This is a genomic window from Rhizobium sp. 10PS4 (assembly GCF_032464805.1).
Taxonomy (GTDB): Bacteria; Pseudomonadota; Alphaproteobacteria; order Rhizobiales; family Rhizobiaceae; genus Rhizobium; species Rhizobium laguerreae.
Window position 1 is genome coordinate 46,332 of the sequence record NZ_JAWDIW010000012.1, and the last position, 26,728, is coordinate 73,059.

The window sequence follows — 26,728 nt, forward strand, 5'->3', positions numbered from 1 at the left end:
CTCTGTCGCGGTGCCGGTTCATTTGGTTGTCTGCGCGCGCCCGGGCTGGCGCCGACAGCTGGAGAAGGGCTGACTGCTCAGCTCCGACAGTTCAAGCACTAGCTCGCAGCATATACGTCCAGCTCGTGTGGAACGCTCTGGGCGGCTGGCGCTCGCTTGTCGCAATGCTATCTATGAGATAGCGCCCCGCTTCCTCCAACGATCCCCATTCCGGGCCGATCGTGGTGAGGCGCGGCTCGCAATAAAATCCTTCCTCCGCATTACCACATCCCACGACGGCGATCTCCCGCGGCACCGAGATACCCAGGCGGGAAAACTCCTCGATCACCGTCACGGCAGTATAGTCCGACTCGACAAAAACCGCTGTTGGGCGTGGCTCGAGCGCCACGATCCTGCGCGCGCAGTCGGCGGCTAACGATCTTTCGCTGGCCCCCACCATTGTGTCGATGACGACATCACCGTTGAGCCGTCTCTGGTGGTCCATGATGGCTTGAAGACGGTGATTGGGACTAAGGCCGGTATTTTGAACATAGGCAAATATTCGGTGCCCTTTCGAAATGAGATCCTCGAATGCGGTTTCGAGTGCCGCCACGAGGCCGTTGTTCAGCACGCTAAAGCGCATTGATCGGGCCGTCGAGTGTATGATGAGGCAATCCTTGCCCATGCCGGCGAAAACTTCGTCAACCTGTTCTTCGCTCAGATACTCAACGTCGGCGACCACACCATCGGCCAAGCCGGCTTCCACTTCCGCAAGGACTTTCTGCAGCTCAGCGATGTTCGATGCCGTTGACACGATCGGCAGCAAACCACGTTCTACGGCAGCCTGGCCCAGATCCTGCACCATCTTATCGGCGTAAGGGATCCCGAGTTTTGGCAGAATGATGCACAGGCGCTCGCTCTTCTGGCGGCGCAAATGACGCGCAGTCTTGTTTGGCACATACCCAAGCGCCTCAACCGCTGCTCGGATACGTTCCCGAGCCTCGGGACCGACACGCTTCAGATGTTCAGCTCTGTCACTGAAGTAAAAGGAAACGGCAGCGGTAGAAACGCTTGCATGGCGCGCGACGTCAGCGACCGTCACGTTCCTTTCGTTGGACGCCGGCTGCAACGGCCGCGCCTGTTTCCCGTGCTCATTCATATCGGCGTTATCGTCGGTAGAGGTTCGCCTGCGTCGGCGATCCGGCGTAGGAGTTCTGTTCGCAGGCTCTTGCGAACATCCTCGAATTCGCCGTGCCTGCAAAGATTATCCAGCTCATACGGATCCTTTTCGAGGTCGTAAAGATGGGTCTCGACATAAGCGGAACCGTTCATGTCGTGCCAGCCACTCAACTCCGGCCCGCCCACTTCGTATTTCCAGCGCCTGGTCCTCAAGGCTCGTCCGACATGGCTCTCGCTTATTTGCACGAAAATACTCTCGTTCTCCAACGGCGAATTTCGGAATATCGACCGTCCTTGCATCTCGTCCGGCACCGGCAGCCCGGCGGCCGCGAGCAAGGTTGGGGGCAGATCGATAAGACTTGCCAACCCGTCGTAGGGGCCGCGGTTCATAAATCCGGGCCCATGAAAAAACGTCGGAACCCTGATCGATGCCTCGTGGCATGACCGTTTGTATTCCTTGTTTCTCGTCTTGAAATGGCAGCCGTGGTCCGAGGTAAATAGGATCACAGTGTTGTCGAGCTGCGTGAGACTGATCAACGTATCGACGAGCCGCCCCAGCGCTTCGTCAAGCCGCTGTACCATTCCCATATAGCCGGGATAATGCTCTGAGGACGATCCGCCAAGCATGGCCAGATCCGGAGGCAATTCCATTTTCTCTCGGATACGCTCCTCGTAGCCAACCGGAGCTGGATAATCGTCAAACTCGTTTTGGTGGTGTGGCTCGATGAACGAGAGAAACAGGAAGTACGGCTTGTCCCGCGGCTGGGCGACATAGCGGATTGCGGCGTCTGTCAAAGCATCGACCCGATAGCCCGGCAGCTTCACCGCCTCGCCTGCCGCATTAAACATGGTGGTGTCGTAGGCATAGGACGTGAATTCCAGGATGTTGGACGCCAACCAGTGTTGATACCCACCCCGCTGCTCCGGCGGCACCGGTTCCCTGGAGGCAAGATGCCACTTGCCGATATAACTCGTCTCATAGCCGCCCTTGGCGAAATGGTGGGCCAGCGTCTTCTGTTGCGGAGGAAGCGGGATGTCGTTTCGAAAGCAGCCGGTCGTCGTCGGATAGAGCCCGGTCTGAAGCGCGGACCGAGCCGGACCGCAAACCGGCTGGCAGGTAAAGGAATTGGGAACAAACATGCCTGCTTGGGCCAAGCGGTCGAAATTCGGCGTAAGCCTGAGTGGATGACCGTGAAGTCCAACGGTGTCCCAGCGCTGCTGGTCCGTGAAGAATACGATGACATTCGGAGAAGAGTTCATGGTGGTCCTCGTTCGACTATTTCATCCCGGACATCATCACCGACTGGACGAAATAACGCTGCATAAACACGAACAGCAGAAGGCTCGGGACGAAGAGAATGACCCCGCCCGTTGCAGTCAGATTCCACTGTGTAAAGAATTCGGAATTGAACAGAGTGAGCCCTGTGGTGATTGGCCGCATTTCGACCGAGCTGACGACGACCAGCGGCCAGAGAAACTCGTTGAACTGAAAGACGAATGTGAGAAGCCCGAGCGTGGCCATTGGGGGCCCAAGCTGCGGAAGGACGATTGCACGATAGATCCGCCACTCCGACGCTCCATCCACCCTTGCCGCATCGAGAAGCTCCGAAGGGACTGGCCGGATGAACTGGCGCATCATGAAGATGCCATAGGCGCTCATCGCAAACGGCATGATCAGCCCCTGATAGGTGTTGAGCCAGCCGAGCTCGGCCGTGAGAATATAAAGCGGGATCATTCTGATGAAGAAGGGCAGCATCAGGGTCGATAGCAAGGCGACAAACATGAAGCGCCGGCCCGGGAATTCAAGCTTGGCAAACACGTATCCGATCAGGGGATCGAACAGGAGGTGGAGTATGGTTATGCCTCCGGCGATCACGAAGCTATTGACGATGAAGCGGGCAAAGGGAGCTTTGTCCCAAATGGTGATGTAGTTCGAGAATTGCAGTTCCGAGGGAATGATGACGGGCACGCCACTGAACAGATCGGCATCGCTCTGCAGTGACAACGACACCATGTAGAAGAAAGGAAAAAGCGCCAGGATCACGAAGAATGCGAGCACAAGATAGGTGATCAGAGACGCCGCGACCGGGCGCTGGTTTGCCACACCTGCCATCAGTAAGAGATCTCCCGGTTCAGAAAGCGGAACTGCAAGGCAGTGACGATCAGGATGACGATCAACATCAGAAATGACAGCGCCGATGCATAACCGATGTTGAGTTCGACAAAAGCCGTTTCGTAGACATGCAGGGCATACAATCTTGTCGCTTCAGCAGGGCCGCCTCCCGTCAAGAGATATGGGGCCGAAAGGTCCTGGAGGTGGGCGATCATGCTGATGACGGCGAGAAAGAGCGTCGTAGGCGTCAACAGCGGAACGGTAATCCGGAAAAACTTCTGCCTGGCCGATGCCCCATCGACGTCAGCCGCCTCGTAAAGATCCTTGGGAATCGATTGGATCGCCGCAATGTAGATCAGCATTGCATATCCGATATCCTTCCATACCGTGACTGCGATGATGGTTGGCAAGGCGGTCGACGGTGTGCTCAGCCAGTTCTGCATCGGCAGCCCCAGGGAGGCCAACACTGCATTCAACATGCCGGTGTATGGGTCGAGAATGCTTTTCCACATCAGCGCAACGATGACGAAGGAAATGATGTAGGGGAAAAAGATGATCGCCCGGATCGTCGTTGCAGCCTTGACGGGCCCGACGAGGATGGCGGCCAGGCAAAGGGCAGGCAGCAGAGTCCCGATCGTTCCGCAGATTGCGAAGACAGCGGTCCGGATGAAGGCATCGCGAACTCTCTCATCCGTCAGCGCCTGCATATAGTTGTCAAATCCGGCAAATTCGGAATCACCGATCAGCGGCTGCCCGCGAAAGAAGCTGGCCCAAAGTTCGACGGCAATCGGGTAGAAGAAGTAGACGGTGAAATAGAGGATCGCCGGCGACAGTACGATGTAGGCAAACGTTGCCTGACGGCCTTGGTGGCTGTTCAAGAACTTCATGCCGGCGATCTCCGGTTCTAGTTTTCGTCACTTTTTCTCAAGCTCTGCGTTTGCCTTCGCAGCGTAGTCCGACAGCACTGCCTGGGCGGGTTTGTTGTTATAGAGAATGTCCTGAACAGCGGCTTTGAAAAGGTCCTGAACAGTCGCATTCTTGCCCGTCAGGGAGAGTTCTGCCGACGAGTCCACTGCGTATGGAAGGCACTGACTGAATTTCCCAAGCACCGGATCAGATTTGACCTTTGGATCGGCAGCCCAGGATTTGCGCGGCATCGTCATGCCATTTGGTATCGAGGCAGCGAGTTCGGCGTCGAGCGAGACGAAGCGCTTCAACAGATCCCACGCTTCCGCCGGATGCTTGGCATCCTTCGGAATGAAGAGGCTGACGCCTCCGGACATCGTTGCCTGATCCTTCTCTGTCAGCGAAGGCGCAACATCCCAATGCAGTTTCGGATTGCCTGTTTTGATGGGTCCGACATCCCATGGTCCTGTCAGGATCATGGCTGCCCGTCCAGCCGTGAATAGTTTTTGCGGGCCCTCGTAATCGGCGCCGGCGACAGGAAGGGTTGCGGCCTTATCCTTGTGGATCAGATCCGCGACGAACTGGAGCGCTTGCGCGGCTTCAGGGCTGTCGAACGTCACTTTATTGGAGGCTTTGTCGTAAAACTTGCCGCCATTTTGATAGATCCACGGCGTGAAATAGGCGGCCACCTGGTTGGGAGCAAAGCCAAATCTTCCGGTTTTCGTTACGGCGATGGCAGCGTTGCGGAACTCTTCCCAATTGGCAGGTGGCTTTTCAAAACCTGCCGCTTTCAGCAGATCGACGTTATAAACCAGCGTCGCGCATGTCAGGTGTAATTGGACGCCGTAGTACTTTCCGTCGATGGTATTTCTCGCCACCGAAAAGTCCTGCCAGTCATCAGGATAACCCATCCCCTTTCCGTCTTTAGCGACGAAGTCGTTGAGGGTGGTTATCTTTCCTTGCAACGCGAATTCCGGCACCCAGCCACCAGGTTCGGCAACAAGATCCGGCGCATTGCCAACAGACAGGTCGGCCACCAGCTTCGTGCGCAGATCCGGCCATTGAAAACGGCCCCACTCCACGGTCCAGCCGGGATGATCCGTTTCGAACTGTTTGATGACGTCGGCATAAGCTTGGTAAGCGTGGCCGGCGTTCCAATAGATTTTTAGGGTTTCGGCCTTTGCTGGTGCGCAAAGCGCGAGGCCAAGCGCGGTAACGGCTATGCGATTGACGAGTTTCATCTGTCTCCTCCTAGCGCAATGCTGGCCGTAAGTCGCAGGACGCCCCTCCTCAAGAACGTCCTGCAGCCAGTCAGTTAATGGATTAACTTAACATGTCCGAACTGTCAATCTGCCGATGCGTTGATGTCGAAAGCAATGCGAAAGCCTATGTGGCCCGTTGTGGAGTCCCCTGTGCTGCCCATTCGAGCGGCGATGCGATACCGATGGCAATAAGACGCGTGACAAAGGTAAGAGCCGCCTTTCAGAACTCTTTTGCCTTCCTCTTTGGATGCCGAATTGGTTGAAGTTGCCGCCCTTCGCAGAGAACGGACGCGGAATGGATCGGCGGTCCATTCCCAACAGTTTCCGGCCATGTTGTAGAGGCCATATCCGTTGGGCTCGAAGGAGAGTACCGGCGCCAGGCCGGCATATCCGTCCACCGCGGTATCAAAGTCGGGAAAACGTCCTTGCCATATGTTGCAGGGGGTGAACGTCTCGGTCGGCTGTTTATCGCCCCATGGGTAAACAGGCTGGTCGAGGCCACCGCGTGCGGCGTGTTCCCACTCAGCTTCGCTCGGCAATCGTCCGCCCGCCCAGTGACAATAGTCCGACGCATCCTGCCAGGAGATGTGCACGACAGGAAAGTTCCCGAGCTTTTCAAGCGACGAACCAGGACCGCTTGGGTGGGCCCAATTTGCGCCCTCGACCTTCCGCCACCATTCGGCGCCGACTACTCCCGATGTCGGAACATCTCCATCGAGGAATTTATAGAAAACGTAGGACCAGCCAAGTCGCTCCGCCTCGGTCACATATCCGGTTGCCTCGACAAACCGCCCGAATTCTTCGTTGGTGACTGCGCCGACAGAGAGTTCGAACGCGTTTATTCGAACCGACCTGACCGGTCCCTCACCGTCTTGAGGCAACAAAGGCTGGCTTGTTCCGACCGAAACGCGACCACCTTCAATTCGGGCAGTTTGCAACACCGGACGGGATGAAGCAGAGTGGATCGAGGCCCGCGGCCCGTGCGGAACTTCCTGTCCGCCCGTAGATGGAAAACCACAACAACTCGCCATCAGCCCGCCTCCTACAGCTTGCAGATCTAAGCTTACATAAGGGGCTGACGGAATCATAATCCAGCGGCCCTCGAGCTACCGCGCCGCCTGACTTGGCGTTGGGATATCTTAAATGCCGATACGCAGCTTGCGCGCCAGAGCCTGAAGCTCCTTGAACCCTTCATAGCGCTTGTCATGAATATCAGGGATCGGCCCTTCTGATGGCAGGAATGTCGTTTCGACCGCCGAGAGTGTCGTCATCGCTTCGCGCACATCCGCAAACAGCCCGCCGGCGACCGCGCCCAGGATGGCGGCCCCCAGGAGTACCGGTTCCTCTGCCTTTGTCGCGATGACCGGCTTGCCGCTCGCATCGGCGAGCAGCTGGCGAACGAAATCGTGCTGGCCGGCGCCACCGCTGATGACGATGTTTTCGATGGTAACGCCCGCATCGGCCTGCGTCTCGATGATCTGCCTGAGGCCGTAGCCGATACCGCAAAGCCCCGCGACGTAAAGAGAGACCAGGCTGCCTATATCATCCTCCATCCCGAGACCGGCGATGATTGCGCGGGCATGCGGATCGGCAAAGGGCGCGCGGTTGCCGAGGAACTCGGGAACGACGTGCAATCCGGCCGCAAGCGTGACGGCGTCCGAAGAACGGCCCGCCTTTCGGGCGGCCATATCTGCAAGCAGAACCGGCAGCGAAACGCCGGCCCTCTTAGAAAGCTCCCTCGCTTCCGCGGCAGCCGGATGGAAGGAGAGCAGCTGGTCGATCGCCGCGCCGGCGGCACTCTGACCACCCTCGTTCAGCCATAGTCCCGGCACCATGGCCGAATAATAAGGCCCCCAGACGCCGGGCACGAACGACGGTTCAGCTGTCGATGTCATCGTGCAGGAGGAAGTGCCGAAAACATAGGCCAGATTGGCTTGTGGACCGGCACCCGTGCCAACGGTTCCGATTCCGCCCGCATGGGCGTCGATCAGTCCGGCAGCGACAGGCGTTTCCGACTTCAGGCCGAGCTCGCCGGCTGCAGCCGTGGTCAGTCCTCGACCGAGTGCCGAACCGGGCTCGACGATAGCCTGACCGATGCGGGCAAACTCTTCGTCGGCAAGCGTGCCGAGGCCGATCTGATGAAAATAATCGCCATCCCAGCGCTTTTCATGGGCGAGATAGGTCCACTTGCAGGTGACCGTGCAGGTCGAACGCGACAGATCGCCGGTCGCCCGCCAGGTCAGGAAATCTGCAAGGTCGAAGAATTGCCACGCAGCGTCGAAAACTTCAGGACGATTTTCCTTCAGCCAGAGAAGCTTGGGCGTTTCCATCTCAGGCGAGATACGGCCGCCGATGTAACGCAGGACGTCATGACCGAGTGCATTGATACGCTCCGCCTGCGGGACGGCGCGGTGGTCCATCCATACGATGATGTCCCGGTTCGGATCTTCCGAAGGCCCGACGGGAAGCGGTTTGCCGCCTTCGCCAAGGACGACGAGCGAACAGGTGGCATCGAACCCGAGCCCCTTGACGGACGCCGGATCGACCCCGGCCGAGGAAACCGCCTCGCGCACTGCCGCGCAAACCGCCGCCCAGATCTCGGTGCTCGATTGCTCAACCATGGAACCCGGTTCGTGAAACAAGGTGATATTCCGCTTGGCGGACGCCAGCATCCGGCCGGTCAGGTCGAACAGGCCGGCGCGGGCGCTGCCGGTGCCGACGTCGACGCCGATGACATATTTGGCATCTGCTTCTGGCGTGCGAGATGTGTCGCTCATGGTCTCTCCTTTGAAATCGGCAAGGATCAGGCTAGCTGCAGTCTGGGCTGGTGTTTACAGATCCACGCTATTTGGCAGAATCACCAGATCGCGGACGGTCACATTACGCGGTCGCGACAGCATGAAAAGGACGGCGTCGGCCACTTCTTGCGGCTGCATCAGGCTGCATTGGCCAGCGCCTCTTCCATTTTCGCCTTCGGCCAGTCGTCTAGCAAGCCGCTCCGTTCCGCAGCCTGCGCATCTCAGGAACTCTCCGGTCGCCCATTTGTTTTATATTCTGCACCGCCCAGAAGTTTGCCCCCAGTGCAATCGGCGACAGTGGAGCTGATCCATGGATATGACGCGCATCCGAGATCGCATGGTGGAGCACCACGTGACGCGTCGTGGCATTCGCGATCAAAGCGTCATCGGAGCGATGCGCATGGTACCGCGCGAAAAATTCGTTCCTCCAGGCTCCGAGGAATTCGCCTATGAGGATGCACCGCTGTCGATCGGCGAGGGCCAGACAATTTCGCAGCCGTTCATCGTGGCGCTGATGCTCGAAAAGGCCAATCTGAATGTCGGTGACAAAGTGCTCGAGGTCGGAACCGGCTCCGGCTATGCTTCGGCCCTCATCAGCCGGATAGCAAGACATGTCTACTCCATCGAGCGTCATGAAAAGCTGGCGTTTCAGGCCAGGGAACGGTTCGAGAAGCTGGGATACCGCAACATTGACGTTCGCGTCGGCGATGGCAGCAAGGGCTGGGCGAAAGCCGCTCCGTTCGATGCCATTATCGTTTCTGCGGGCGCACCCGAGGTGCCAACCGCCTTGAAAGAACAGCTGCACCTCGGAGGGCGGCTCATCATCCCGGTCGGCGGCGGTGAAGGGCAGCGCCTGAAACGGTTCACGCGCACCGGCGCCGCCGCATTCGAGGAAGAAGATCTAGGCGGGGTACTCTTCGTTCCCTTGATCGGCGAAGACGCCTGGACAGCTTCACATCCGATGTACACGGCGACGACCCCCTCATTGCCGGGAACTATTGCGCCCAAGCCAAGTTCTCCGCCAAACGCACAGGGAGGGAGCATGGAAAAGATACACAAGTTGCCCGCGTTGCCGGAAGGCGTGCTCGATCATAGCGAATTTCAGCAAAGGTTCTGGGCTGTTCAACGTATTTCCTGGATCGTGTTCATGCTTCTTTTGGTGACCTGCTTGCTGGGATTGCTGGGAAGAGGTGGTCCGTTTTCGCGGCAAACACTGCTGTTGCCCGATGGCTCCGTGGATTTTCCCGTCATCTCCCGATGGAATGCCCCCGAGGACATGACCGTGACCTTCACGCCATCATCCGAAGACAGGGTCCTCACGATCGATGCCGCCTTTCTTCAAAGCTTTTCAGTTCAAGGGGTCGATCCGCCCCAAAAAGCGACCTTCGCGCGCGACGGCCGGATAGGTTATGTCTTCCCGGCCGACGCGTCTGGGCCGACGCAGATCGTCTTCCGTCTGCAAACGCAACTCCCCGGCCCTCGTAGCGCCCTCATCGGCATGGGCGGCGAGACGCGCACCCAATCGACTTTCATCTTTCCATGAGGGCGGTACGGTGGATGCGGTATTACGCGGACTGGCAATTTATTTCACGCTACTCGTGATCATCCGTCTGTCGGGAAGACGGACATTGGCCCAGATGACACCGTTCGATCTGGTCATCGTGCTGGTGATCGCCGAAACCACCCAGCAGGCGATGCTGGGCGATGACTTCTCGATCACCAACGCCGTCATCTTGATCCTCACGCTGTTTACGACCGATATCGGCCTGTCCTACGTGAAGAGGTGGTGGCCTCGCGCAGCTCATATCATCGATGGTGTTCCAACCATTCTGGTGACGGATGGCGTCTACGACGAAGGCGCACTCAAAGGTGCCCGGCTGCAGAAGGAAGATGTCATGCAAGCGGCTCGAAGCCAGGAAGGCATCGAGAGCGTGACGGAGATAAAATTTGCCATCCTCGAAGTGAGCGGCAACATCAGCATCATCAAGAAGCAGAAATCCGGCTGACAATCGATCTCTGGCATCAAAAGATCAAACGTGATCTTGTCACATTACTGAGGTGGCTCTGACTGGGGAATGACCTAATGCCCGTATATGAAACGACGAGGCCGACGACGCGTTGCCCTTCCCACCCTGGGGCACTGCTTGAGGACATCATCCCTGCAACGGGAAAAACCAAGGTGGAAATCGCCAATCTGCTCGGAATCTCGCGCCAGCAACTCTACGATATTCTGAACGAGAAGAAGCCGGTTTCGCCCAATGTCGCTGCCCGACTTGGGAAATTGTTCGGTGATGGCCCGCAATATGGCTGCGCATGCAGGCTGCCTATGATGCTTGGCACGCCGAACGGGAGGTGGACGTCTCCAGCATCCCGACGATCAGGGCGGCATGATCAAAAGCGCGCTTATCGGCATTGCCGAGGCAGCAGCGAAAACATCGTGATGATCTTTCTGCTTTTTCGAGCGGGATGCGCTTCAGAAGGATAGGTCGAGCACCCTGCCCTCGAACAGACGGTCCCGGGAGCCTTCGAGATGCGCTTTCATCAGTCTCTGCGCATCGTCAGGTCGCCCGTCGGCGATCGCCTTGTAGATGGCGTTATGCTCTTCATAGACCTGTTCCAACCCTTGGCGGGGGCCGAGCAAAGAGAGGCCGTGGAGATGCATGCCGACGGCGATATGGGCCTTCAGCGCATCGATCGAGGCCGTGTAATAATGATTGTTGGCAGCCTCCGTCACCGCGCGGTGGAAGAGAAAATCAGCGTCGGTGCGGTGAAGCTGATGGCTGGTCGCCTCGCGCAGATCCGCAAGCGCGCTGGCGATCTTCTGGATCGCCTGCTCATTGCGGCGTTTGGCGGCAAAATAGGCCGCCGCCGGCTCGATCGTCAGGCGGAACTCGTAGCAGCGCTGGATATCGGCGATCGTCTTGACCGGTGAATAGGCAAGCTGCGTCGTCGGCGATCCATGCGCGCTGACGAAGGTGCCGGCGCCCTGCCGGGCATAGACCATGCCCTGATCGCGCAGGCGCGCCAGCGCATCGCGGACGATCGGCCGCGACACACCCAGCATCGAGGCAAGCTCATGCTCGCCGGGAAGGCGTGAATCCGGCGGATAGTTTCCGCCGCGGATACGCTCGAGCAACTGGTCGAAGACGCGGTCGACCAGCTTCACGGCCTTGCCGCGTTCGGGCTTGCCCGGCGGGCCGGCTACCGCGTTCAAAGATTCGCCATTCACTTCAGCCACGTCATTCTCCCCGGCGGTATCTTACTATGCCGCCCGATTCCAAAGGACTAGTCTTAGCAAACTATCGGGCTTGCCGAAGCCCCCCGACTTCACCGCGCACCGAAAATGCCGTCCGTCGGCTGCCGTGACATCGAACCACGGCACGCCGGCTTCGATTTCACCCTGCGGCGCCAACACTCTCACCCCGAGCGCCTGGAAAACGGCAAGGGCCGTATCGCCGCCACCGACCATCAGCATATCAGGCCTGGTATCGTCGATAACCGATCTGACGCCCGCCGCAAAACGGCGGGCGACCAATGCCGCATCGGTTGCCATATCGCCGGAGCAGCGCAGCAGCGCCGGCAGCGCCATACCCTCCCCGACTTCGACCTGCCCCATCGGCGCGTCCACCACCATGCGCAGGACACCCGAGGCTTGGAGCCGCTCCATCTGGATAGCGGTAATCGGGTCGCGCGAGCCAAAGGCAAACAGGGTGCGCCGGGTCGCCGCAAATTCCGGCACCGGCTGCCGCCCCATTTCGCCGAGCTGGCGGGCAAGCGCGGCCCCGAGGCCCCTTGCGCCGACCGCAAGTGTCGTCAGCCAGTCATGCCCCTCTGCGATCTGGTCGAGATCGCCATCGTCCTCGGCATCGGCAATCACGACGCCTTCCGCGCTGATTTCGAACAGCTCAGCGATCGGCAGCGGCTGGTTGATGCCGCGGCCGACGACACACCCTCGGTAGGTCAACCGCTCCTGATCGGGAATGGCGGGCGCTACTAGGATGGTCTTCCGATCGAATGCCTTCGCCAGCGCAAGGCTCTCGGCCGCGACATTTCCCTTGAGCCGGGAATCGATCTTCTTCATGACGACCGCGGGCTTCTCGCCACGAAACACCGCCGCCGCCGACCGTACTCTTTCGGCGGCTTCGCGCTCATCCAGCGCGCGGGAGGCGGTGTTGATGACGACAACGTCACAGCCGGTGGCGATCGCATCCTCTGCTGCCTCGACATCGACGGCAACCGCAACCGAAAGACCGGCTTCGACGAAGGGTGTGCCGGTATCGAGCGCGCCCGTCAGATCATCGGCAATGATGGCGGCCTTCAGCGTCATGCGGTCTGTCCGGTGTTGACCGCATGACAGGCGACGAGATGGCCGGGTTTTGTTTCCTGCCACGCGGGGACGACCTTGCTGCAGACATCCATGGCGATTGGGCAGCGCGTATGGAAACGGCAGCCGGATGGCGGGTTCAGCGGGCTCGGCACATCGCCCTGCAGGATCTGGCGCTGGCGGGTGCGCTCATGCTCGGGATCGATCTCCGGAACAGCCGACAGCAGCGCCCTGGTATAGGGATGCAGCGGATTGTCGAAGAGTTCCTCGCGGGTGGCAAGCTCTGCGAGCCGCCCGAGATACATGACGCCGACACGGGTGCTGATATGGCGCACGACCGCGAGATCATGGGCGATGAACAGATAGGTCAGCCCGTATTTTTCCTGCAGATCGAGCAGCAAGTTTATGATCTGTGCCTGGATCGACACGTCGAGCGCCGAGATCGCCTCGTCGCAGACGATGAATTTCGGCTGGCAGGCAAGCGCGCGGGCGATGACGACGCGCTGGCGCTGACCGCCGGAAAGCTCGTGCGGATAACGTTGGGCAAACCGAGTCGGCAGGCCTACATCAGTCAAAAGTGTCGCGACCCTGTCCTTCAGCTCGGCCTTGGTGCAGAGCTTGTGGAAGAGGATCGGCTCACCGATCGCCTCGCCCACCGTCATGCGCGGATTGAGTGTCGAATAGGGATCCTGGAAGACGATCTGCAGGTCGCGGCGAAACGGCCGCATCTGCTTCTCGTCGAGCGCCGCGAGATCCTGGCCCTTGTAGACGACCTTGCCGCTGGTCGCCTTGTAGAGGTTGAGAATGGTGAAACCGGTCGTCGACTTGCCGCAGCCGGATTCGCCGACCAGGCTCAGCGTCTCGCCTTCCATGATGTCGAGATTGACATTGTCGAGGGCATAGACGGTTGCTGAGCGTTCGCCGAAGGCGCCGAGCTTGACGTGGAAATGCTTGACCAGATTTTCGATCTTGAGCAGTGGTTGAGCGCCCATCACGCGGCCTCCTGCATTCTCTGGACGACGAAACAGGCGGCGCGGTGGTTGGCGCTGCCGCTCAACGGTTCGAGCTGCGGCACCTTCTCGTGACAGATGTTCTCGGCAAGCGGGCAGCGCGGCGCAAATGGGCAACCCTTCGGCCGGCGGCCAGGCTCCGGCGGCGTGCCGCCAATCGAGCTCAGCCGGCTTGCCGGCGGGTCCGAGAGCTTCGGGATCGAAGAAAGCAGACCGCGTGTGTAGGGATGGCTCGGTCGGGCATAGAGCTCGTCGACCGGCGCATCCTCGACCACCGTGCCGGCATAAAGCACGGCGACGCGATCGACGAGGCCGGCGATCAGCGCCAGATCATGGGTGATCCAGACGACCGACATGCCGAGCTTGGTCCTGAGATCCTTCACCAGATCGACGATCTGGGCCTGAATAGTGACGTCCAGCGCCGTTGTCGGCTCGTCGGCAATCAAAAGCTTCGGATTGCAGGCAAGGCCGATCGCGATCATCACGCGCTGGCGCATGCCGCCGGAAAGCTCGTGCGGATAGGCCTGCAGCCGTTCTTCCGGACCGGGAATGCCGACGAGACGCAAGAGCTCGACGGCGCGGGTGCGGGCCGCCGCCTTTTTCATTCCGCGATGATAGACCAGCGGCTCGCAGATCTGGTCGCCGACGCGCATGACCGGATTGAGCGAAGTCATCGGATCCTGGAAGACGAAGCCGATTTCGCCGCCGCGCACCTTGCGCAGCTCGCGATTCGACATCGTCTGCAGATCGCGGCCGTCGAATGTCGCCGATCCCTTGGTGACCTTGATCTTGTTCGGCAGCAGCCGCATCAGGCTCAGCATCGTCAGGCTCTTGCCGCAGCCGGATTCGCCGACCACACCAAGCGTCTCACCCTTGTTGACATGCAGATCGATGCCATCGACGACCACGGCCGGGCCGTTGCGGCCATCGATCTCGACGGTGAGGTTCCTGACATCGAGCAGGCGGTCGGTGCTTTTCGTATCCATCATTTGCTGCCCCGCGGATTGAGCGCGTCGTTGAGGCCATCGCCAAGGAAGCTGAAGGCAACAGAGGCAAGGCCGAGCACGGCCGCCGGAGCGGCGAGAAGGTGGGGATAATGCTGCCAGACACGCAGGCCGTCGGAGATCATGTTGCCCCAGCTCGGCGTTGGCGGATTGACCCCGACGCCAAGGAAGCTGAAGGCGCTTTCCAGCACCATCGCCGTGCCGAGACCGGCGCTGACCGAGACGATCAGCGGTCCCAGCGCATTCGGAATGACATAACGCTTGATGATGATCCAGTTCGACAGGCCGAGCGCCTGGGCCGCGGTGATATAGGGTCGGCTGCGGATCGACAGCACCTGGGCGCGCACGAGACGGGCATAAGGCGGCCAGGAGATCAACGCCATCGAGCCGAAGACGAGGATGAAATCCACCCACATGGTTTCGCGGTAGAAGGGATTGAGGGTCGCGAGGTAACGCGCCTCCATCCATTTGCTGATCGGCGATTTCAGCGAGGCGTTGATGACGACGACGAGCAGCAGGTTGGGAACCGACATCGTCACGTCGGTCAGCCACATGATGGCGCGATCGAACGGATTGCCGAAGAAACCGGCAACGGCACCGAGCACGAGACCGATCAGCACGGCGAAGACGGTGACGATGACGGCGACGAGGAAAGCGGTACGCGTGCCGAAGACCACACGGCTGAAGACGTCGCGGCCGAGATCGTCGGTTCCGAAGAGGTGGCTCATCGACGGCAGGACGTTGCGGGCGTTGAGATCCTGGCTGAGATAATCATAGGGGGTAAGATAAGGCCCGAAGATCGCCGTGAAGGCGAGGATCACGACGATGACGAGGCCGAAGATGGCAAGCCTGTTGCGCTTCAGCCGATACCAGGCGTCGCGCCACAGACTGACCGGCTCTTCGTCGGCTTCGATGGTGGAAAGAGGGATGGCGGACATGGTCAGCGGCTCCTTCTTGAATCATTGGCGCGCGGATCGAGCAGCGGATAGAGCACATCCACCAGGAGGTTCGACACCATCACCAGGAACGATCCGATCAGCGTGATCGCCAGAATGACGGGATAATCGGAATTGATCAGCGCCTGCACCGTCAACCGGCCGAGGCCCGGCAGGCCGAAGACGAGTTCGACGAAGATCGCGCCGTTGACGATGGTGATCATGATCAGGCCGAGCTGCGTGACGACGGGAGTCAGCACCGGCCGCAGGATATGGCGCAATGCCACGATGATCTCGGGCACGCCCTTGGCGCGGGCGGTGCGAACGAAATCCTCCGACAATACCTCGATGACGGCAGCACGCGTCTGACGCACGATCAACGCGATCGGCTGGAAGGAAAGGACGGTGAGCGGCAGCAGGATGCGGACATCAAAGATGCCGCCCCAGCCATAGGGCACGCTCGCACCCGGCAGCAGCACGATGAGGCCGACCATCAGCAGTGGACCGGCGACATAGGCTGGGATCGCCCAGAGGAAGAGTGCGGAGCCCAGAATGGCATAGTCGATGCGCGAATTCTGGTTGAGCGCGGCGATCATGCCGAGCGGGATCGCGATGACGGCGGTCAGGATGATGGAACAGAGGGCAAGCTGGAAGGAGACGGGTGCGGCAGCCGAGACCATCGCCCAGACGGAGCGGCCCGATGTCAGCGAATTGCCGAACTGGCCGTGCAGCAGGTTCCAGATGTAAAGGCCGAACTGGACGATGAAGGGTTTGTTGAGGCCGGCACTTTCGCGAATGGCTTCGATGCGCTGCGGATTATAGGCGACGTCGCCAGGCGCGCGCAGGAAGATCAGCTTGATCGGATCGCCGGCGCCATAGAAGGCCAGCGCGTAAACCGCCAGCATCACCACCAGAACGGACGGAATCCAGATGGCAAATCGGGTTAGCACGTAGCGCAGCAAGGCCACCTCCCACCTGTTGTTCGATGCGTTCCCGCTTTTAGCTGCGATCGCATCTCTTGTTCTTGAAACTTGCGCGAAGGCCTTGCGGCCTCCGCGCGGTTTATCGCCGACAGGGACGGTTTCCACCGATCAACCGATGGAAATGTTCCAGGGTTCTACGACCTGCCAGTCAAGGTTCTTTTCCAGGCCCTTGACGTCCTTGGTGGCCCAGCGCGACATCGCCTGAGAATACCATGGAATGAAGGCCCAATCCTCGCGGAACGCCTTCTGGGCTTCCTGGGCGAGAGTGATGCGCTGCGGATCATCTGCAGCCTTGGTCGTGGCTTCGGCAAGGGCACTGTCGACCTTGTCGTTCTTGTAGCCGCCGAGCTTGTTCTGCGCGTTCGACGAGGTCGAGGCGATGCAGCCCGCCAGATAGGAGACGGCATCCGGTACGCGAGTGCCGACGTCGTCGCGGAAGATCTGGACCGAATTCTGATCCGGACCCGCATAGGAATCCTGCTGCGGCTTCATGTCGACGGCTGTGATACCGAGATTCTGACGCCACTGCTCGGCGATGAACTGGGCGGCGGCCTGAATGGCCGGCGCCGAAATGCCGACGAACAGGATCTTCGGCAGGCGCTCCGGACCGCCGTAGGTCGATTCCGCAAGCAGCTTCTTGGCAGCCTCCGGATCATAGGGATAGGGCTCGAAGCCGGAATTCTCCGCACCCGGGACCGCATTGAGGATCTGGTCCGCCTTCTTATGCGGCCCGTCGGGATAGGAAGCCTTGAACAGGCCATCGCGATCGACGGCCATGATCAGTGCCTGACGAACCTTGGGATCGTCCATCGGCGCACGAGAGATGTTGAACCAGAAGTGCTGGCTGGTCGGGATCAGCGGGCCGGCGGAAAATTCCTGGCCGAGATCCTGGATGATGGTCGAGGTGATCAGCTCGGTATGGGCGTTGAACTCGCCCGACTTGATCAGCGATGTCGCCGTGACATTGTCCTCGATCGAGGTGATATCGATACGGGCAAGCTTCGGCTTCGGCCCGAAGAAGTTCTCATTCGGCTCGAAAGAGAGTTTGCCGGCGTCGATGTCGATGCTCGTGAGTTTAAAGGGACCGGAGAAGACCGGCTTGCTCTCTGGCTTGTACCAGTCGATGATCTCCTCGCCGTCGCTGCCGCGCGACTGCGATGCCTTGGTGATCGGCGCGATGTGGTTTGCCAGGCGCATGAAGAAGATCGGGTCTGCGGCAGCCAGCGTCACGACGACCGTTCCCTCGTCGGGTGTCGCGACACCGGTCAACTCGTTGCCGGAGCCAGCGGCGATTTCGGCGTAACCCTTGACCCTGCTCAGCACCTGGTCGGCGCGCTGGTTCTTAGTGTTCGGCATCGAGGAGACTTCCCACGATCCCTTGACATCCGCCGAGGTGATCTTGCTGCCGTCGGAAAAGACGGCCTTCGGGTCGATCTTGAAGGTCCAGACTGTGTTGTCGGCCGATTCCCAGTTGGTGAAGACGTAGGGCTTGATATTGCCTTGGCTATCGAAATACATCGGCGATGCCCACCAGATCGAATTCCAGCGGAACGTCCTGCCGCCGCCGCGCAGCGGCGACCAATCCTGGTCGAAGGCCGGATTTGCGACCTTCAGGACCTGGCCTTCATCGGCCATAACGATGCGGGCATTCATTCCGAATACGGTGAGGCCGACGCCGGCTGCAAGGCCGAGCTTCAGCGCGTTACGACGTGATATATTGGTTTTATCCGATTGATCAGACATGGCATTCCTCCCAGAGTGAATTCGGCAGCGCTCTCCCTGCACCTGCCAGGCGCAGCACAATCCGTTCCGTATCGTTCTCTCGTTATTGTAAATATGTCAACAAAAAATCGCAATTTTCATTCGAACAAAATTTTCCACTGAAAATATATAAGTTATAACAAATAGATAACTTTTTGCGGCGACATCACGGCATTTTGTCTTCTTGACAAAAGCGCGGCAATATAAAAGTTCTTTGCACTCCATCGCGACAGACGGATGTCAATTGCAATGCGCAGCGCCCCGGTCGAACACGGATCGGCAAGGCAGGACGCGCCGAGGAGGGCGGAATGAGCCATCATAGGATTACCGGCGTTTTCAGCGCCTCCGCAACGCCGCTGACGGCAGACAACAGGCCGGATTTCGCCCTTTTCACCGATCATTGCCGGCAGTTGCTGGCCGAGGGGTGCCATGGCGTGGCGCTGCTCGGCACCACAGGCGAGGCCAATTCCTTCTCCGGCGCCGAGCGCCGCGGCATTCTGGAAGCAGCACTGAAGGCCGGCATTCCCGCCGACAGGCTTTTGCCGGGCACCGGCGTCGTCGCCATTCCCGAGACTGTGGAATTGACCCGGCACGCGCTGTCGCTTGGCGTCACCAAGGTGGTGATGCTGCCACCCTTCTACTACAAAGGCGTCTCCGACGACGGTCTCTTCGCCGCCTATTCGCAGGTGCTGGAGAAGGTCGCCGACACGCGCTTGCAGGTCATCCTCTATCATATTCCGCAGGTCTCAGGCGTTCCGCTATCCATTCCGCTGATCGGGCGGCTGATTGCGGCCTTCCCGGAAACGGTCGTCGGCATCAAGGAATCTGCTGGAGATTTCAACAACATGCAGGCGATCATCGCCGCCTATCCCGGCTTCTCGGTGCTGGCGGGCGCCGATCCGCTGCTGCTGCCGTTGCTGAAGGCGGGCGGTGCTGGCTGCATCACCGCCACCTCCAATCTCGTGGCGAATTCGCTGCGCACCGTCTACGACCATGTCCATGACGAGGCGCGCGCCGCCGATGTCGAGGCGGCGCAAGCGCGCATCAACGCCTATCGCACGCTTTCCAATTCCTACGTCCAGATCCCGACCATCAAGGCGATGGTGGGGCTGAAGACCGGCAATCCCGCCTGGAAGCGCACGCGCGCGCCGTTGATGCCGCTCGGCGATGCCGACTATGCCGCACTCGCCGAAAGCTATGCCAAGCTGCCCTGAGGAGATCCGTCATGAGTTTTACCGGCCTGCCTTCGGAAGCCGTTCCGGCCCTGATGACCGGGGCCATCGCCCCTCACCCCGCCCTCGAGGGTCGTGCGGACGCCTATCTGCCCTCCCCTTGCATCCAGAACCATGCCGCAAATCTCGCTTTTCTGCCCGACGGCACGCTAACCTGCGTCTGGTTCGGCGGCACGATGGAGGGCATGGGTGATATCTCGATTTACATGTCGCGGCTGGCGCCGGGCTCCGAGCGCTGGTCCGTGCCGGAAAAGATGAGCGACGATCCAGAGAAATCCGAACAGAACCCGTTGATTTTCAACGCTCCGGACGGAAAAGTATGGCTGCTCTATACCTCGCAGACCTCGGGCAATCAGGACGGCTCGGTTGTCAAATGCCGGATTTCAGGCGATGGCGGCCAGACCTTCGGCCCGGTTCGTATCCTCTGCGACAGCCCCGGCACATTCGTTCGCCAGCAGATCGTCGTCAACGGCAAAGGCGACTGGCTACTTCCGGTGTTCCGCTGCGTCGGCCTGAATGGCCGGCGCTGGAGCGGCGATGCCGATACGGCTGCTGTGCTGATGTCGCGTGATGGCGGCGCCAGCTGGGAAATGCGCGATATTCCAGACAGCATCGGCGCGGTGCACATGAACATTCTGCCGCTCGGCGGCGACGAGATGATCGCCTTCTACCGCAACCGTTTTGCCGAAAACATCCTGTCCAGCCGATCATCCGACGGCGGCGAGACATGGAGTGCGCCCGAGCCCGCCGAATTGCCGAACAACAACTCCTCGATCCAGGCAACGATCCTGAATGACGGAGCAATCGCAATGGTTTACAACCATTCGAACGCCGGCATGTCGGACGCACGGCGCCAGTCTCTCTATGACGAAATCGAGGGTGGCGAGGCTGGAGAGACAGCCGTCGTTGCCGATACCAGCGCACGTAAGGCCGTCTGGGGTGTCCCGCGTGCGCCGCTGAGCCTTGCGATATCAAGGGATGGCGGCAAGAGCTTTCCGCGTCGCATCGATCTCGATACCGGTGACGGCTTCTGTCTCAGCAACAATTCGAAGGAGTCGCTGAACCGCGAATTCTCCTATCCCTCGATCGTCCAGGGCGGCGACGGCACGCTCCATATCGCCTACACCTACTACCGGCGCGCCATCAAATATGTGCGCCTCGCCCCGCAATTCCTGCCGTAAACAAAGCGGCAGCCGGAAAATTGTCATCCTGCATCCGCTCGCATGCGAAAGCATGCAGGATGACAACGGCTGCGTGTTGACTGACGAACGATTTGACAACAGGGTCGGATAATTCACCGTCGCCACAAAGAGATGGCCAGCCGGTGTCTGACATGTAGTTTTCATCATGACGGATTTCATAACACACTGATATCTTTATCGATACGCGCAGGACAACGCCGCCTTGAAGCGCGCGACCGAGCGCATATCAGATGATAAAAAATTCCGCTCGCTGGAATGTCGGCTTGACATTGATCTTACAACTTTACATTAAAGAGGGCAACGATAGTGCCGCAAGATCTTGCAGGGAGGACCGGTTCATGGCCAGCTTGGATTCGCCGATCACGATAGTTCGGCCGCATCTGATCGAATTCGGGGTCGGTACGGCGGGAAAGCTCGGCCAATGGGCTGCCGAAAAGGGCTATCGGCGCACGCTCGTCATCTCCGATGCGTTCAACGCCTCGCGCATCGACGTGCTGGATCTCAAAGGCGAGGTATCCGTCTTTGCCGAAGTGACGCCCGAGCCGGATACCGCCAATCTCGAAAAGGTCCTGGCGGCGGCAAACGCCGCCGATGCCGAGCTGATCGTCGGCTTCGGCGGCGGCAGCGCCATGGATCTGGCAAAACTTGCCGCAGTGCTTGCCGGTTCCGCCCAGACGCTGCAGGAGGTCGTCGGTCCGAACAAGGTGCATGGGCCGCGCAAGGTGGCGCTCGCCCAGGTGCCGACGACATCGGGCACCGGCAGCGAGGCCGGCATCCGTGCGCTCGTCACCGATCCGGCGACGATGGCAAAGCTTGCCGTCGAAAGCCTGCATATGCTGGCCGATATCGCCGTCATCGATCCTGCTTTGACCTTCAGCGTCCCTGCCCGCACGACGGCCGCCACCGGCGTCGATGCCATGGCCCATTGCGTCGAGGCCTTCACCAACCGCAAGGCCCATCCGATGGTCGACATCTATGCGATCGAGGGAACGCGCCTGGTCGGCAAATATCTCGCCCGTGCGGTCAGGGACGGCAATGACGCCGAGGCGCGCGCCGGCCTCTCGCTCGCCTCGCTTTATGGCGGTTTATGCCTCGGGCCAGTCAACACAGCTGGCGGCCATGCGCTTGCCTATCCCCTCGGCACGCGCTGGCATGTCGCCCATGGCGCGGCCAATGCGCTGATTTTTCCGCATGTTCTCGCCTTCAATACGCCGTCCGCGCCTGAGAAAACCAGGGCGGTGATGGAAGCGCTTGGGCGCGAAACCTCCGGGAACATCACCTCCGTCTTCGATGCGGCTTACGCTTTCTGCGCCGAACTCGGTATCGAGATGAAGCTTTCCGGTCTCGGCGTGCCGGAAAGCGATCTCGACGCCATGGCCGAAGACGCCTTTGCCATTCGCCGTCTGCTCGATAACAATCCGCGCGATCTCACGCGCGCCGACATTCGCTCGATTTATGCGGCCGCTTTCTAGGCCAAAAAGTTTTCAGAAGGAATTCGATCGATGGACAGGAATGCGAAAGTCGCGGTAACGCTCGGCGATCCGGCCGGCGTCGGCCCCGAGGTGATCGTCAAGGCCTTGGCAGCCCTTCCAAGAGAAGAGCGCCGCGATTTCGTCATCGTCGGCAATGTCGAAGCGCTGGAGCGCGCCGACCGCGTCAGCGGCACCGGACTGCGGTTCGGGCCTGCCGATGCACCTGATGACGACAGGATCGCCGTCGACGAAGTCGCGCTCGGCGCGGCCCTCCCCGAAATCGGCAGGGTCAGCCCCGTCGCCGGCGATGCCTCGGTGCGCTATATCACCCGCGCTGTCGATCTCGCCATGTCTGGTCAAGCCGATGTCATCGTGACCGCGCCGATCAACAAGGAAGCGATGAACCTCGCCGGCCATCACCATGACGGCCATACCGGGCTGCTCGCGCATCTCACCGGCTCGAAGAGCTCCTTCATGCTGCTTGCCTCCGAGCGGCTGAACACCATCCACGTCTCCACCCATATCTCGCTTAAGGGCGCGATCGAGCGCGCCAAGACCGAGCGGGTGCTCGCAACCATCGAAGCCGGCCATAGGCACTTCCTGCGGCTCGGCCGCAAGGCGCGCATCGCCGTCGCCGGCCTCAATCCCCATTGCGGCGAAAACGGCCTGTTCGGCACCGAAGACATGGAATTCCTGGCGCCCGCCGTCGAGCAGGCGCAGGCAAAGGGCATCGACGTCGTCGGCCCGATCTCGGCCGATACGGTGTTTGCCCGCGCCTATAACGGCGCTTTCGATCTGGTCATCGCTCAGTATCACGACCAGGGCCATATCCCGATCAAGCTCGTCGCCTTCGACACGGCGGTCAACGTCTCGCTCGGCCTGCCGATCGACCGCGTCTCGGTCGACCACGGCACCGCCTTCGACATTGCCGGCACCGGCAAAGCCAACCACGTCAACATGCTCTCGGCCATCGCCTATGCCAGGCTGATGGCCCGCTCGCCGCGGCGAGAGGGGTGATCGCGGCTTTCCAGAAGGACCGACAGGCGCCGATCGCCGACACAACGATGTCGAGCTTCGTTATGACACCTAATAGCAGAACCGGACTCTGTCGTTCAGGAACGTCCCGCCGTTGACGCACGAGCATTCCGCGCGTACATAGCTAGACAGTCTAGCCAGGAGCGGATTCGATTGAATGGCAACTGCAGGACGCCAAAAACCAATTTTCGAAGGTCGTGCAGAAGGCCCGACAAGAAGGGCCGCAGGTGGTGACCGTACGTGGCGAGCGCACGGCCGTCGTTCTGTCCGCCCGCGACTACGACGCCTTGCGCGCCGGTAGGCCGACGCTCGTCGACGACCTGCTCGGTGGCCCCGCCTGGGACGATGAGTTCGCCGATGCGGTCGAAGCACGCAACAAGACTCCGAGCCGCGACGTTGCGTTCTGATGTATCTGGTCGACACCAACATGGTCTCGGAGGCGCGACGCGGCACGCCGCAGGCGGTCTCCTGGCTGCGCTCCGTCGATCCGCTCAGCATCCACCTGAGCGCGCTGACGCTTGGCGAGATCATGCGCGGCATTGCCCTCAAACAGAAGTCGGATCCGAAGACCGCGGCGCATCTCACCGAGTGGCTGCGCAAGCTGCGTTATGATCATGGCGACCGGATCCTGCCGGTGACCGACGAGATCGCCGTCGAATGGGGCCGCATCGCCGCCATCCCGCCGCGTGGCGATATCGACGGGCTGATCGCCGCAACCGCAATCGTCCATGATCTGATTGTCGTCACTCGCAATGTCGGCGATTTCGACGACACCGGTGCAGCGGTGATAAATCCATGGGAGACGGACGCGTGAGCAGTCGAGGCAGCCACCTCCTCGTTTAAAATGGCCTCCTGTGCAGTGTGACCAAGCCCCATCTGTCCGGCGTTTTGATTTGCTCTGCGAAAACGTTAATTGCACCGCCAACCCATCACATGCCGAACAAACGGCGATCCCAGAAAACCGGTTGGTGAAGGCTTGTCGTGATCGACGGGAATTCCGGGTGGGCCGGATTGATCAGCACGTTGCGGTCGACGCGGGCGACGACGCTTGGCACCAGCAGGATGGCGCTGCGCTTTTCCTGGCGCCACCGCTCGCCGAAAGCCTTGCTGACGTTTGCCGGCATGCTGTCCCAGCCGGGCAGCGCGGGCTCGGAGAAGACCTCGTAGCTTAGCCCCCGCGGTAGGGTGATCGTGACATAGTGCTGGTTGGGCGGCAGCCGCCCGCTGCCATGGACGAGCTTTTCGAGCAGCGCCGTCGAATAGTGCTCGCTCGTATAGATGATCGGGCTGCCCGAAGTGTTCCACCGCCCCGGCGCGATGGTCGAGCCGGTGGCGTCGAAGATCGGATAGGTTCCATGGGGATCTCCGATGCGGATGGATGTCAGCGTTCGGTCGAGATGCTGTGCGCTCACGCAGCACTGCCGTATTTCAGGCTTCCGAGGATATCGAGCACGAGCTCGCCACCGATCTCGCTCTGGATGACCACGTCGATCGGCCGCCTGTCCTCCAGCATTGCATGCGGGCGAAACAGGAAATCACGTGCCTCGGTCTCGGTCTGCCAGACATCGAGTGCCGATCCCCAGACACGCGCGAGGCGGGCGAGTTTTATGCCCTCGTCGGAAGAGAGCCGATGCTTGGATTTGCGCCGCTCATAGGTGGCCTTCGGAACGAGCCTATATTTGAACTGGGTATCATCAGGCGCCAGAAGCAGCGCCATGCGATCAAGCGCCTTGACCGGCAAGCCTTCCTCGATGCTGGAGAGCAGGCCAAAGGCGGAACGCGACGCCGGTTCCCTGGCGGGCAGTCCGAGAACGTCGGCGATGACTGCAAATCCCATCATGGCAAAGCTCCTTTTCACTTGAGGTTATATTTAGCCTCAAGTGAGCAAATGTTCAAGAGTGCCATTCAGACAACGCGGGAGGCCTTGTCATATCCTGGAAGCGTCAGCGTTTCGGTGCCCGCACTGAACGGCTTTCAGTTTCGCCCCAGCTGCAGCCGACGGAAAATCCGCTCGATCTGGGCAACAGCGGCAAAAAAGACGATGCCGGAGAAAGAGGCGAGCACGACGGCGGCAAAGAGCCTTTCCGCCTGATAGTTGAATGTCGACTGGATGATGACGGCCCCGAGCCCCTGGTTCGAACCGATCCACTCCCCGACGATCGCGCCGATCACACAGGTGGTTGCAGAAATGCGCAGCGACGCAAAAAGCAAGGGGGCAGATCGTGGCGCGCGCAGGCGCCAGAACGTCTCCCACCCGCTCGCCGAAAGCACATGCATCAGGTCAAGCTCGCTCGTCGTCGCCAGATTGAGGCCCCGGGCCGTATTCACCAGGGTTGGGAAGAAGCAGATGAGAGCGGCGATGATGACCTTTGGCAGCATACCGAGGCCGAAGATGAGGATGATGATCGGCGCAAGCGCCAGCACGGGGATGGTGTTGAAGAGCAGGACAACGGGAAAATAGGCGGCCTGGAACCGCGGATTATAGACAAAGGCAATTGCCATGATCACGGCGAGACTGTTGCCCAGGAGGAAGCCGAGGCCCGCCTCACCCCATGTCGGGATCGCATTCGACAGAAGGAAGCGCCATTCCGTTCCGAGCGTACGCAGGATCGCCAGCGGTGTTGGAACGATATAGCTGGGAATACCGAGAGCCGGCACCAGCCATTGCCAGGCGAGAAGCAGCGAAAGGGCGCCGATAACGGGAAGGCCGATTGCCTCGGTGAGGGATAGCCGACGATGCGTCATGCAGCCGAACTCCCCTGCTGCAGCAATTGGCGCAGATGGGCTGCGGTCTCCTGGACATCAAGGCTCTCGCGCCGACAGAGGCCACGCTCGTCTTTCAACGGTGCAAGGTCGATCAGTGCCTGGACGCGGCCCGGATTGGCCGCCAGAACCAGCACGCGTCCGCCGAGATAGATCGCCTCGATGACGCTGTGGGTCACGAAAAGGATGGTCGTGCCGGTCCGGCGCCAGACGTCCAGAAGCTCGTCGTTCAGTCGTTCGCGCGTGATCTCGTCGAGCGCACCGAAGGGTTCATCCATGAGCAGGATATCCGGCTCGCATTGAAGCGCGCGCGCTATGGCGACGCGTTGGCGCTGGCCCCCTGACAGTTGGTGCGGGTACCGATCGGCCAGATGCGACAGGCCGACCAGTTCAATCCAATGGTCGGGCCGCGGATCGACCGATCGCGAGACGCTGTTCTTCCCCACCTGCAGCGGCAGCGCGACATTCTCCCTCACGGTCCGCCAGGGCAACAGCGTCGCGTCCTGAAAGACGAAGGCGACCTCGCGGCGCCGGCGCGCCTCCGACGCCGTTCTGCCGAGCACCGCCAGCTGCCCGTCAAGCGGCGGGAGAAGATCCGCCACCGCCCGCAGCAAGGTCGACTTGCCGCAGCCGGAAGGGCCGAGAATGGTCAAAAACTCGCCCCTGCCGACGCTGAGGTCGACGCCGGACAGAATGCGGGTCGTCTCGCCGGCGCCGGCATAACCGACAGCCAGATCCTTGGTTTCGATGGCCGCTGCTTCAGGCAAATC

The 26,728-nt window shown here is 60.4% G+C and carries 26 protein-coding genes and 2 pseudogenes; 9 read left to right on the forward strand and 19 right to left on the reverse strand.

The window, feature by feature from the left end:
• Positions 1-91 precede the first annotated feature (91 nt).
• The 8 genes and pseudogenes from RWJ89_RS22410 to RWJ89_RS22445 all read right to left on the reverse strand — a co-directional run.
• The gene (locus tag RWJ89_RS22410) at positions 92-1,138 is read right to left on the reverse strand and encodes a LacI family DNA-binding transcriptional regulator (protein WP_316031461.1); all 1,047 of its coding nucleotides are present in this window, start codon (positions 1,136-1,138) and stop codon (positions 92-94) included.
• Positions 1,135-2,418, reverse strand: a complete 1,284-nt coding sequence (locus RWJ89_RS22415) for a sulfatase-like hydrolase/transferase (protein ID WP_316031462.1) — start codon at positions 2,416-2,418, stop codon at positions 1,135-1,137. Before RWJ89_RS22415 ends, RWJ89_RS22410 begins: the two co-directional genes overlap by 4 nt.
• A 16-nt stretch (positions 2,419-2,434) precedes the next feature.
• On the reverse strand, positions 2,435-3,271 hold the full coding sequence (locus RWJ89_RS22420; protein WP_077979698.1) for a carbohydrate ABC transporter permease: 837 nt from the start codon (positions 3,269-3,271) through the stop codon (positions 2,435-2,437).
• Positions 3,271-4,158 (reverse strand): carbohydrate ABC transporter permease, encoded by an 888-nt coding sequence (locus RWJ89_RS22425; RefSeq protein ID WP_077979699.1) that lies wholly within the window; start codon positions 4,156-4,158, stop codon positions 3,271-3,273. Before RWJ89_RS22425 ends, RWJ89_RS22420 begins: the two co-directional genes overlap by 1 nt.
• Before the next feature lie 27 nt (positions 4,159-4,185).
• A complete protein-coding gene (locus tag RWJ89_RS22430; protein ID WP_131665620.1) occupies positions 4,186-5,418 on the reverse strand; it encodes an ABC transporter substrate-binding protein in 1,233 nt (410 codons plus the stop codon).
• 104 nt (positions 5,419-5,522) lie between these two features.
• A complete protein-coding gene (locus RWJ89_RS22435) occupies positions 5,523-6,470 on the reverse strand; it encodes a formylglycine-generating enzyme family protein (RefSeq protein WP_077979701.1) in 948 nt (315 codons plus the stop codon).
• Positions 6,471-6,578: 108 nt separating this feature from the next.
• Positions 6,579-8,216 (reverse strand): FGGY-family carbohydrate kinase, encoded by a 1,638-nt coding sequence (locus tag RWJ89_RS22440; protein WP_131665619.1) that lies wholly within the window; start codon positions 8,214-8,216, stop codon positions 6,579-6,581.
• Positions 8,217-8,270: 54 nt separating this feature from the next.
• Positions 8,271-8,437 (reverse strand): annotated as a pseudogene (locus RWJ89_RS22445) (glucose dehydrogenase); the annotation flags it as partial.
• 110 nt (positions 8,438-8,547) lie between these two features.
• Here RWJ89_RS22445 and RWJ89_RS22450 point away from each other — a divergent pair.
• From RWJ89_RS22450 to RWJ89_RS22460, 3 genes and pseudogenes are all read left to right on the forward strand, one after another.
• Entirely contained in the window at positions 8,548-9,780 is a 1,233-nt protein-coding gene (locus RWJ89_RS22450) for a protein-L-isoaspartate(D-aspartate) O-methyltransferase (protein ID WP_132614814.1), read from the forward strand.
• 10 nt (positions 9,781-9,790) lie between these two features.
• Positions 9,791-10,243 carry a DUF421 domain-containing protein gene (locus RWJ89_RS22455; RefSeq protein WP_077979704.1) on the forward strand — a complete coding sequence of 151 codons (453 nt, stop codon included), beginning with the start codon at positions 9,791-9,793 and terminating at the stop codon, positions 10,241-10,243.
• Positions 10,244-10,320: 77 nt separating this feature from the next.
• Positions 10,321-10,628 (forward strand): annotated as a pseudogene (locus tag RWJ89_RS22460) (HigA family addiction module antitoxin).
• A gap of 82 nt (positions 10,629-10,710) precedes the next feature.
• On the opposite strand, the gene RWJ89_RS22465 reads toward RWJ89_RS22460, so the two are convergent.
• The 7 genes from RWJ89_RS22465 to RWJ89_RS22495 all read right to left on the reverse strand — a co-directional run bounded on the left by RWJ89_RS22465 (position 10,711) and on the right by RWJ89_RS22495 (position 18,236).
• A complete protein-coding gene (locus tag RWJ89_RS22465) occupies positions 10,711-11,475 on the reverse strand; it encodes a FadR/GntR family transcriptional regulator (RefSeq protein WP_316031463.1) in 765 nt (254 codons plus the stop codon).
• A gap of 24 nt (positions 11,476-11,499) precedes the next feature.
• A complete protein-coding gene (locus tag RWJ89_RS22470) occupies positions 11,500-12,564 on the reverse strand; it encodes a four-carbon acid sugar kinase family protein (protein WP_131641752.1) in 1,065 nt (354 codons plus the stop codon).
• Positions 12,561-13,553: an ABC transporter ATP-binding protein gene (locus tag RWJ89_RS22475; protein WP_170269352.1), complete on the reverse strand. Its 993-nt coding sequence runs from the start codon at positions 13,551-13,553 to the stop codon at positions 12,561-12,563. Before RWJ89_RS22475 ends, RWJ89_RS22470 begins: the two co-directional genes overlap by 4 nt.
• Entirely contained in the window at positions 13,553-14,560 is a 1,008-nt protein-coding gene (locus RWJ89_RS22480; RefSeq protein WP_168336186.1) for an ABC transporter ATP-binding protein, read from the reverse strand. The genes RWJ89_RS22475 and RWJ89_RS22480 overlap by 1 nt, the downstream gene beginning before the upstream one ends.
• Complete coding sequence (locus RWJ89_RS22485; protein ID WP_077979709.1) at positions 14,557-15,513, reverse strand: ABC transporter permease; 957 nt, start codon at positions 15,511-15,513, stop codon at positions 14,557-14,559. The genes RWJ89_RS22480 and RWJ89_RS22485 overlap by 4 nt, the downstream gene beginning before the upstream one ends.
• A gap of 2 nt (positions 15,514-15,515) precedes the next feature.
• Positions 15,516-16,472 (reverse strand): ABC transporter permease, encoded by a 957-nt coding sequence (locus tag RWJ89_RS22490; protein WP_168336187.1) that lies wholly within the window; start codon positions 16,470-16,472, stop codon positions 15,516-15,518.
• A 129-nt stretch (positions 16,473-16,601) separates the two neighbouring features.
• Positions 16,602-18,236 (reverse strand): ABC transporter substrate-binding protein, encoded by a 1,635-nt coding sequence (locus tag RWJ89_RS22495; RefSeq protein WP_131665615.1) that lies wholly within the window; start codon positions 18,234-18,236, stop codon positions 16,602-16,604.
• A gap of 326 nt (positions 18,237-18,562) precedes the next feature.
• Between RWJ89_RS22495 and RWJ89_RS22500 the strand changes: the two genes are divergently transcribed.
• The 6 genes from RWJ89_RS22500 (at position 18,563) to RWJ89_RS22525 (ending at position 24,009) form a co-directional block, all read left to right on the forward strand.
• Positions 18,563-19,468, forward strand: coding sequence for a dihydrodipicolinate synthase family protein (locus tag RWJ89_RS22500; protein ID WP_131665614.1), 906 nt, complete (start codon positions 18,563-18,565; stop codon positions 19,466-19,468).
• 11 nt (positions 19,469-19,479) lie between these two features.
• A complete protein-coding gene (locus RWJ89_RS22505) occupies positions 19,480-20,667 on the forward strand; it encodes a sialidase family protein (protein WP_131665613.1) in 1,188 nt (395 codons plus the stop codon).
• Positions 20,668-21,026: 359 nt separating this feature from the next.
• Positions 21,027-22,160, forward strand: coding sequence for an iron-containing alcohol dehydrogenase (locus RWJ89_RS22510; protein WP_168282872.1), 1,134 nt, complete (start codon positions 21,027-21,029; stop codon positions 22,158-22,160).
• A gap of 30 nt (positions 22,161-22,190) precedes the next feature.
• Complete coding sequence (gene pdxA, locus RWJ89_RS22515) at positions 22,191-23,177, forward strand: 4-hydroxythreonine-4-phosphate dehydrogenase PdxA (protein WP_316031464.1); 987 nt, start codon at positions 22,191-22,193, stop codon at positions 23,175-23,177.
• Between the two features lie 170 nt (positions 23,178-23,347).
• Positions 23,348-23,602 (forward strand): type II toxin-antitoxin system Phd/YefM family antitoxin, encoded by a 255-nt coding sequence (locus RWJ89_RS22520; protein ID WP_011649626.1) that lies wholly within the window; start codon positions 23,348-23,350, stop codon positions 23,600-23,602.
• Positions 23,602-24,009 (forward strand): type II toxin-antitoxin system VapC family toxin, encoded by a 408-nt coding sequence (locus RWJ89_RS22525; RefSeq protein WP_316031465.1) that lies wholly within the window; start codon positions 23,602-23,604, stop codon positions 24,007-24,009. Before RWJ89_RS22520 ends, RWJ89_RS22525 begins: the two co-directional genes overlap by 1 nt.
• A 115-nt stretch (positions 24,010-24,124) precedes the next feature.
• On the opposite strand, the gene RWJ89_RS22530 is transcribed toward RWJ89_RS22525, so the two are convergent.
• From RWJ89_RS22530 to RWJ89_RS22545, 4 genes are all read right to left on the reverse strand, one after another.
• Complete coding sequence (locus tag RWJ89_RS22530; protein ID WP_168282866.1) at positions 24,125-24,607, reverse strand: RES family NAD+ phosphorylase; 483 nt, start codon at positions 24,605-24,607, stop codon at positions 24,125-24,127.
• Positions 24,604-25,035 carry an antitoxin Xre-like helix-turn-helix domain-containing protein gene (locus RWJ89_RS22535; protein ID WP_018070805.1) on the reverse strand — a complete coding sequence of 144 codons (432 nt, stop codon included), beginning with the start codon at positions 25,033-25,035 and terminating at the stop codon, positions 24,604-24,606. The genes RWJ89_RS22530 and RWJ89_RS22535 overlap by 4 nt, the downstream gene beginning before the upstream one ends.
• Positions 25,036-25,169: 134 nt before the next feature.
• Positions 25,170-25,940, reverse strand: a complete 771-nt coding sequence (locus RWJ89_RS22540) for an ABC transporter permease (protein ID WP_077979718.1) — start codon at positions 25,938-25,940, stop codon at positions 25,170-25,172.
• Positions 25,937-26,725: an ABC transporter ATP-binding protein gene (locus RWJ89_RS22545; protein ID WP_077979719.1), complete on the reverse strand. Its 789-nt coding sequence runs from the start codon at positions 26,723-26,725 to the stop codon at positions 25,937-25,939. Before RWJ89_RS22545 ends, RWJ89_RS22540 begins: the two co-directional genes overlap by 4 nt.
• Between the last annotated feature and the right edge of the window lie 3 nt (positions 26,726-26,728).